The sequence below is a fragment of the Klebsiella sp. ME-303 genome (genome assembly GCF_007910085.1).
Lineage (GTDB): Bacteria > Pseudomonadota > Gammaproteobacteria > Enterobacterales > Enterobacteriaceae > Klebsiella > Klebsiella michiganensis.
On record NZ_VOJB01000069.1, the window covers coordinates 86,940 to 94,706 of the forward strand.

8 protein-coding genes are annotated in these 7,767 nt (G+C 57.2%); 2 read left to right on the forward strand and 6 right to left on the reverse strand.

Going from position 1 to position 7,767, the window contains the following annotated elements; all coding sequences use genetic code 11:
* On the forward strand, positions 1-313 hold a 313-nt coding region (locus FQK12_RS10190; RefSeq protein WP_261393009.1), incomplete at its 5' end, for a YbhQ family protein.
* Between the two features lie 60 nt (positions 314-373).
* Here the strand turns inward: FQK12_RS10190 and FQK12_RS10195 are convergent.
* The 6 genes from FQK12_RS10195 to FQK12_RS10220 form a co-directional block, all read right to left on the reverse strand.
* Positions 374-1,480: an ABC transporter permease gene (locus FQK12_RS10195; protein WP_014228499.1), complete on the reverse strand. Its 1,107-nt coding sequence runs from the start codon at positions 1,478-1,480 to the stop codon at positions 374-376.
* 91 nt (positions 1,481-1,571) lie between these two features.
* A complete protein-coding gene (locus tag FQK12_RS10200; protein WP_014228500.1) occupies positions 1,572-2,705 on the reverse strand; it encodes an ABC transporter permease in 1,134 nt (377 codons plus the stop codon).
* The gene (locus FQK12_RS10205) at positions 2,695-4,434 is read right to left on the reverse strand and encodes an ATP-binding cassette domain-containing protein (RefSeq protein WP_014228501.1); all 1,740 of its coding nucleotides are present in this window, start codon (positions 4,432-4,434) and stop codon (positions 2,695-2,697) included. The genes FQK12_RS10200 and FQK12_RS10205 overlap by 11 nt, the downstream gene beginning before the upstream one ends.
* The gene (gene hlyD, locus FQK12_RS10210) at positions 4,431-5,423 is read right to left on the reverse strand and encodes a secretion protein HlyD (RefSeq protein ID WP_014228502.1); all 993 of its coding nucleotides are present in this window, start codon (positions 5,421-5,423) and stop codon (positions 4,431-4,433) included. The genes FQK12_RS10205 and hlyD overlap by 4 nt, the downstream gene beginning before the upstream one ends.
* Positions 5,420-6,097 (reverse strand): transcriptional regulator CecR, encoded by a 678-nt coding sequence (cecR, locus tag FQK12_RS10215; protein WP_014228503.1) that lies wholly within the window; start codon positions 6,095-6,097, stop codon positions 5,420-5,422. The genes hlyD and cecR overlap by 4 nt, the downstream gene beginning before the upstream one ends.
* Positions 6,098-6,168: 71 nt before the next feature.
* Entirely contained in the window at positions 6,169-7,092 is a 924-nt protein-coding gene (locus FQK12_RS10220) for a LysR substrate-binding domain-containing protein (RefSeq protein WP_014228504.1), read from the reverse strand.
* A gap of 340 nt (positions 7,093-7,432) precedes the next feature.
* Here FQK12_RS10220 and FQK12_RS27625 point away from each other — a divergent pair.
* On the forward strand, positions 7,433-7,767 hold a 335-nt coding region (locus FQK12_RS27625; protein ID WP_261393012.1), incomplete at its 3' end, for an MFS transporter.

Sequence of the window (7,767 nt, forward strand, 5' to 3'; positions counted from 1 at the left end):
AGGTTTGTGCGTGCTGTACGGCGTCACGTTAGTGTCGATGCTGTTTTTGCAGCGCCATCACGATGAGCGCTGGCGCGACGTCGGTGATTTCCTTGAGGAACTCACCACCACCTGGTACTTCGGTACCGCGGTGATCGTGCTGTGGCTGCTGTCGCGCGTGCTGCACAATAACCTGCTGCTGGCCCTCGCCGGGCTGGCAATACTGGCCGGTCCGGCGGTGGTTTCACTGCTGGCGAAAGATAAAAACAGATACGCTAAATCGTTCGGGCTACAACAAGGCGGCAACGCAGCGAATCCCCAGAAGCATAGATAACTATGTGACTGGGGGGAGCAAGGCGAGCCAACGCAGTTGTGGCTTGAACGATGACGAGTATTACGCGATCTTTCTTCGGAACATCGCATACGCCGCCGAGCCGGTGGTGGCCGCTATGACCAGTAGCGGCCACAAACTTCCCCACACGATTTCCAGACTCGCATCCTTCAAATAGATCTGCTTGGTGATATCGGTGAAATGACGAATCGGGTTCACCCACGTCAGGTTTTGTAGCCATACCGGCATATTTTCCACCGGCGAAACGTAGCCGGAGAGTAAAATCGCCGGCATCATAAAGACGAATACGCCGATAAACGCCTGCTGCTGCGTGGAGCACAGCGACGAAATCAGCAGTCCGAATCCTACCAGCGACAGACCGTAAACGATCATCGTGAAGTAAAACAGCAGCAGTGAGCCAGCGAAGGGAATCTGGTAGGCCCAGATACCGATCCCCAGCACGATGGTCGCCTGAAGGGTGGCGACAATCAGCGCCGGGACCGCTTTACCGATAAAGATCTGCCATGTTGCCAGCGGCGAGACCAGCAGCTGGTCGAACGTCCCCTGTTCGCGCTCGCGGGCAACGGAGAGCGAGGTGACGATCATTACGCCGATGGTGGTGATCATGGCGATCAGCGACGGCACCACGAACCATTTGTAATCGAGATTCGGGTTATACCAGTTGCGTACCACCAGCTCGCTATTGTTCGGTTTGGCTTTGCCTTCCAGCAGGTCCTGCTGATAGCTTTTGACGATCTGCTGGAGGTAGTTGGCGGCAATTTGCGCGCTGTTGGAGTTGCGCCCGTCCAGCAGCAGCTGGAGCGGGGCGGTCTGGTTGGTGTCGAGGTTGCGCGAAAAATCCGCCGGGAAACGCACGACCAATAGCGCTTTTTGTTCATCGATGGTCGGTCTTATTTCCTGAGGGCTTTTCAGTAACAGCACGTGGGTGAAGGCTTTGGCGCGGGCAAAGCGCTGGGTCAGCTCCACGGCGTGCTTGCCGTTGTCTTCGTTATAGATGGCGATGGTGGCGTTCGTTACCTCCAGCGTGGCGGCAAAGGGGAACAGCAGCACCTGAATGAGCACCGGCATAATCAAAATCGCCCGCGTCTGCGGTTCACGCAACAGCGACTGCAGCTCTTTGCGGATTAACGTCCATAAGCGATGAAACATCTCATATTCTCTCTTTGTGAGCCCCGGATTGCGCTGCGCTTATCCGGGCTACCCGTTTGCCAGCCCTTGTACCGGGGGGCGCGCAGGCAAATTAATCCAGACGCCGTTTGGTTTTCAGCCACGTCAGGCCGATAAACATCACCGCCGAGGCGATTAAAAACATCACATTCACCAGCAGCACCACCGGGATGTTGCCCGCCAGAAACAGGCTTTGCAGGGTGCTGACAAAATAGCGCGCCGGGATCACGTAGGTCACCGCGCGGATTATCGCCGGCATGCTGTCTATCTGAAAAATAAACCCGGACAGCATAATTGAAGGCAGGAACGCGGCATTCAGCGCGACCTGCGCGGCGTTAAACTGGTTACGGGTGATGGTGGAAATCAGCAGCCCCATGCCCAGGGTACTCAGCAAAAACAGGCTGGTAATAAAAAACAGAATCACCAGCGAACCGCGGAACGGCACGCCGAGAATAAACACCGCCACCAGCATACACAGCAGCATCGCCAGCATGCCGAGGAAATAGTAGGGGATCAGCTTGCACAGCAGCAGCTCGGCGCGGGTAATCTCGGTCGACAGCAGCGCCTCCATGGTGCCGCGCTCCCACTCGCGGGCCACCACCAGCGAGGTCAGGATCGCGCCGACTACCGTCATAATGATGGTAATCGCGCCTGGGATAATAAAATGCTGGCTGATCGCGGCCGGGTTAAACCAGTAGCGCGTCTGCACGTCGATTAGCGGCTCGAAGGTTTCGCCGCGATCTTCCGCCCGCTGCTGCTGCCAGATTTGCCAGATGCCTTCGACGTAGCCCTGGGCGAAGTTAGCGGTATTGGGTTCGCTGCCGTCGGTGATGAGCTGGATCGGCGCATCGTCGCCGGGGCGGGCCATCTTCTGGTCGAAGTCCACCGGCAGGGTTACCAGGGCGCGAATGCGTCCCGCCTGCATCATCTGCACCAGTTCCTGGCGGTTATCGCTGATGGTGGCGTCGATATAAGGGGAGCCGGTCATGGTATGGACAAAATCCAGCGCCTCTTCGCTCTGCTGCTCCAGCAGCACGCCCACCCGCAGCTTGCTGGAGTCGAGGTTAATCCCGTAGCCAAAGATAAACAGCAGCAGCAGGGGGATGACCACCGCAATCAGCCAGCTGCTGGGGTCGCGGACAATCTGCCGCGTCTCTTTCACGCACAGGGCGCGTACGCGCCGCCACGATAGCAGTTTACCGCTCACCGGCGTTCTCCTTATCCCAGTCGTGAATGAGGGTGATAAACGCCTGCTCCATCGTTGGATCAGGCTGTTCATCATCCGCCGCCAGCGCCTTCAGATCGTCCGGCGTGCCGCTGGCGATCAGTTTGCCGCGATAGACCAGGCCGATACGATCGCAATACTCCGCTTCATCCATAAAGTGGGTAGTGACCATCACCGTCACGCCTTTATCCACCATGCTATTGATATGCAGCCAGAATTCGCGGCGGGTGAGGGGATCGACCCCGGAAGTGGGTTCATCAAGAAACAGGATATCCGGCTCGTGCATCAGCGAGCAGGCCAGCGCCAGGCGCTGTTTATAGCCGAGCGGCAGATCGTCGGCGGCCTGCCGGGCGATGCTTTTCAGGCCAAACGCCTCGCTCATGCTGGCGATTTTGTCGTTCTGCGCCCGTCCGCGCAGGCCGTAGACGCCGGAGAAGAAGCGCAGGTTCTGCTCAACGGAAAGGTTGCCGTAGAGCGAGAACTTCTGCGCCATATAGCCCAGATGCTGACGCGCCTTGCCGGAGCTGACTTTCAGGTCCATGCCCAGCACCAGCGCTTTCCCGGAGGTGGGGACCAGCAGGCCGCACATCATCTTAAACGTCGTGGACTTTCCCGCGCCGTTAGGCCCGAGGAGGCCGAAAATCTCCCCGCGTTTGACCTGAAAATCGACGTGGTCGGTGGCGGCAAAATCGCCGAATTTCTTGGTCAGGGTCTGCGCTTCAATCACCGTGTCCTCACGGGAGCCTCCCACGGTGTGGATAATGTTGCCCAGCGGCGATTCGGCAGTCCCGGCGCCGCCCAGCAGGTCGATAAAGGCATCCTCGAAGCGCGGCGCGGTTTCGGCGACCTCCAGCGGCGGCATATCGCCAGCCTTCTGTACATCGCTGATCCTGGCCTCTTTTTTAAGGATCAGGCGTACCGATTTACCCTGAATCACGCCATCGCTGACCTGCGGCAGCTTCAGCGTACGCTGGAGGAGGCGGCGGTTATTCTCCCGGGCGCTGGAAACCAAAAAGCTGCGTCCGGCCATGGTCTGCGTCAGCTCTTTTGGCGCCCCCTGGTAGAGCAGCTGGCCCTCGTTCATCAACAGAACGTCCCGGCACTGCTCGGCCTCATCAAGATAAGAGGTGCTCCAGAGGATCAGCATTCCGTCGCCCGCCAGTTCGTGCACCATCTGCCACAGTTCACGGCGCGAGATAGGGTCGACGCCGACGCCGGGTTCGTCCAGCAGCAGGACTTTCGGTTCGCCGACGAGGGTGCAGGCCAGGCCAAGTTTCTGCTTCATGCCGCCGGAAAGCTTGCCCGCCAGCCGGCCGGTAAAGGGGCCGAGGGAGGTAAACTCCAGCAGCCTGGCGAAGGTTTTTTCCCGCGCCTCGCCGGTCACGCTGCGCAGATCGGCGTAGAGCGTCAGGTTTTCCATCACCGTCAGATCTTCATACAGGCCGAATTTCTGCGGCATATAGCCGAGCACCGCATGCAGGGCGCTGTCGTCGGCAATCGGGTCGAAGCCGATCACTTTTTCGCTGCCTGCGTCGGGCTTCAGCAGCCCGGCGAGCATGCGCATCAGGGTGGTTTTTCCGGCGCCATCCGGGCCCACCAGACCGGTCACATAGCCGGAGTGAATGGTGCAGTCCAGCGGCGCGACGGCCGGGCGATCCATGCCGGCAAAGCGCCGGGTCAGGCCGCTCAGCGTAATCACGTCCTCGCTCATTGGCCGTTTCCGTGACTGAAGGTGACGGTGACCGGCATTCCCTGGCGCAGCGCGTCGTCGGCATCGGTGACCACAATACGCAGGCGATAAACCAGATCGGTGCGCAGGTCCGGCGTTTCCACAGTTTTCGGCGTGAATTCAGCGGTTGGGGAGACGAAGCCGATTTTGCCGCGGTAGGGTTTATCCGGGCGACTATCGGTGTAAAGCAGCACTTCGCGACCCGGCTGGGCCTGACCGAGGTTTTTTTCATCGATATAGGCGCGTACCCACACCGGATGGGTTAACGATAACGTCATCACCGTGCCGCCAGCGCTGAGCATGCTGCCCGGCTCGACGGCGCGGGTCATCAGCGTCCCGTCGGACGGCGAGGCCAGCGTGGTATCGTGCAGATCCAGCTTCGCCTGTGCCAGCGCGGCCTGCGCCTGTTCAAGGCTGGCTTTGGCCTGGGCGATTTCCTGCGGACGATTACCGGCGCGGTACTGGCGCAGCTTATCCTGCGCGGACTTCAGCGTCGCCTGGGCCTGATCGCGCGATGAGCGGGCGTTTTCCAGGTCGTTAGCGGAGATGGCGCTGCTTTTGCGCAGCCCCAGCTGGCGCTGGTAAAAATTCTGCGCATAGTCGTAAGCGGCCTGCGCCTGGTTGACCGCGGCGGCGGCCTGAGCGATCTCTTCCGAGCGATACCCCGCCATCATCAGGTCGTACTGCGCCTGGGCGGTGGAAACGTTGGCCTGAGCCTGCTGCAGGGCATTCTCGTAGGGCGCGCGGTCCAGCTCGCCCAGGGTCTGCCCGGCTTTAATCGCATCGCCCTCGTCGACGCTGAGCGACGCCAGCCGCCCGCCCACGCGGAAGCTGAGGTTGACGGTACGAATATCCACGTTGCCATACAGCGTGAGCGCTTTCTGCTGGCTGCTCTGGTACCACCACCAGCCTCCGCCAATGACAGCGGCCAGCAGGAGAAGCAGCACAACGACGATGAGCGGTTTTTTCATGACTCCAGACTCCTTTGCGATAATCCTTCCAGAACGAAATCAATATGGCAGGTGATAACCTCAATAATTTGCGCGGTTTTGTCCCGATCGAACTCAGCCCAGCCCGCGCGGCGCAGCACCGTTTCCCGACCAAGGCGAAAAGCGAGAACTTCGCCCAGCAGCGCGTGGGTGTGGAGGACCATTTCCGTGCTGTCAGCGTTAAGGCCGGTATAGGCGGCGATTAAGCGGGTCAGGTAGCAGTGTAGCGGAGCAATCACCTGATCGTGGATGAGCCGGTAGGCCGGCGTTGGCGACAGCTGCTCGCGGGAGATAAATTTGCTCAAATTGACGGTGTCGTCCTGGGTCAGCAGCAAAATCATATTCTGGCAGGCGCCCAGTATCAGGGTGCGCATGGCGGCTTTATCCGGAACAGGCTCAGCGCACAGCGCTTCCGCCGCCTGCGCGTGGGGGCGGAAATTGTGCTCGATAAAATCGGCAATCCACTGGGCGCAGGCGAGATAGAGATCGTCCTTGGAACCAAAATAGTAGGTAATGGCGGCGATATTCTGCCCGGCCTGGGCGGCAATATCGCGGGTTGTGGCGTGCAGGCCGTATTCGCCAAACTGGGCGATTGCGGCGGCGATAAGCTGGCTTTTCGCCTGCTCGCCCTTACTGGTCGTGGGAGTGGTTGTCATCGCGCGAGAAAAGTTAATCAATCGATTGATTAACTCTAGGCGCAGGTTGGCGGTTTGTCCACCGTTTGCTGCTAGATATGAAATCCTTCGCGACTCAGCTCTTCGGCAACCCAGGCAAAGAAGATCTTCACTTTCTCTTTTTGTTCATTCGGGTGCGGTAAAACGAAGTGATGCGCGTTAACCGGCATGCTGACGTCGCGGGTAAAGACGGGTTCCAGGTGGCGTTGGCTCACGCTCTGCCCGGCCAGCAAATTACTCTCAAGAATAATCCCCATTCCCATCCGGGCAGCCTCAATACTCATATAGGAGCGGTCGAAATTAAAAATAAAGTTTTTATTCCAGCCGCGAACCTTATGCCACGACAGCCAGTTGCTCCAGCCGATCAGCGTGCTATCGGAATGAATAAGGTCGCAGGCCAGCAGGTCTTCAATGGACTGAACGTCGCGGCCGGCTAAATAAGTCGATGAGCTAAAGGGGAGCACGCGTTCATTTTTTATGGTCTTGACCACCAGGGTTGGCCACTGTGAGAGCCCGTGGCGAATATCGATATCAATATTATCGCGGGAGAACTGGATGCTTTCATAAGAGCAGGTCAGGCTAATTTTAAGCTCCGGCCAGGCCTGGCGAAATTTATCCAGACGGGGCATCAGCCACAATAATCCAAAGCTCGGCGCGGAATGAATCCGTAAATAATCCTGGTGGATATCATTAATCACCTGGTTAGTGGCCTGACCAATAATATTTAACGCCCCGGAAACCTCTTTAAGGTATTTTTCGCCAATTGTGGTTAATACCATCCCTTTACTGCTACGGGAAAATATCTTTTTTCCCAGATACTGTTCCAGGCTGGCTATCTGATGACTTACCGCGGAGGCCGTAATATTAAGATTCTCTGCCGCCAGGTTCAGGCTGCCGGTATCGGCCACTTCAATAAATGCCTGAATATTACGTAAGGATGGCATCGGCAAGCTTTTATTCTGCAGCGGCTGGTTCATGATTTCCTCCGGCGGGGGGGAATAACGCAAGGCGATTTTTTTACTCAGAAAGAAGGACGTCCAGCCGTTATCCCAGAAAATGATGGTCAGCATAGCACAGCCGGAAAATAAGTGATGGCGCAATCCGTGATGAAGTTAACAGTTTTAAATGCACAACTCTCGAAAAAATAATTGACAGGAATTTGAGTGCAGTCACGAAGCAAATTTTTCTCACGCGTAATTGAGCTTTTTTGAATACCCTTTCTTTTTGGGATTGTTATATTGCAACTACAGGCCTGATAACAGGGCGCGATGCGGTAAGGGTCGCGACAAAAACATAAAAAAATAAAGAGGATACCCTATGTCACGTATAGATACTGTTGTCTGTACTGACGCCAGAAAAACAAAATATCGTTTCGTGGTATTGACGATGATTTTCCTGGTGTATGCCATAAATTACGCCGACAGAACGAATATCGGCGCGGTACTGCCGTTCATTATTGACGAGTTTCATATCAACAACTTTGAGGCCGGGGCCATCGCCAGCATGTTTTTCCTCGGCTATGCGGTAAGCCAGATCCCGGCCGGTTTTTTTATTGCCAGACGCGGCACCCGGGGACTGGTCTCGCTGTCTATTTTCGGCTTTTCCGCTTTTACCTGGCTGATGGGCACCGTGAGCTCGGTGTTTGGCCTGAA

Bases quoted from the DNA above. Each gene is read 5' to 3' on its own strand.
- FQK12_RS10195 (WP_014228499.1), bottom strand. From the start codon at position 1,480: ATGTTTCATCGCTTATGGACGTTAATCCGCAAAGAGCTGCAGTCGCTG.
- cecR (WP_014228503.1), bottom strand. From the start codon at position 6,097: ATGACAACCACTCCCACGACCAGTAAGGGCGAGCAGGCGAAAAGCCAG.
- FQK12_RS10205 (WP_014228501.1), bottom strand. From the start codon at position 4,434: ATGAGCGAGGACGTGATTACGCTGAGCGGCCTGACCCGGCGCTTTGCC.
- hlyD (WP_014228502.1), bottom strand. From the start codon at position 5,423: ATGAAAAAACCGCTCATCGTCGTTGTGCTGCTTCTCCTGCTGGCCGCT.
- FQK12_RS10220 (WP_014228504.1), bottom strand. From the start codon at position 7,092: ATGAACCAGCCGCTGCAGAATAAAAGCTTGCCGATGCCATCCTTACGT.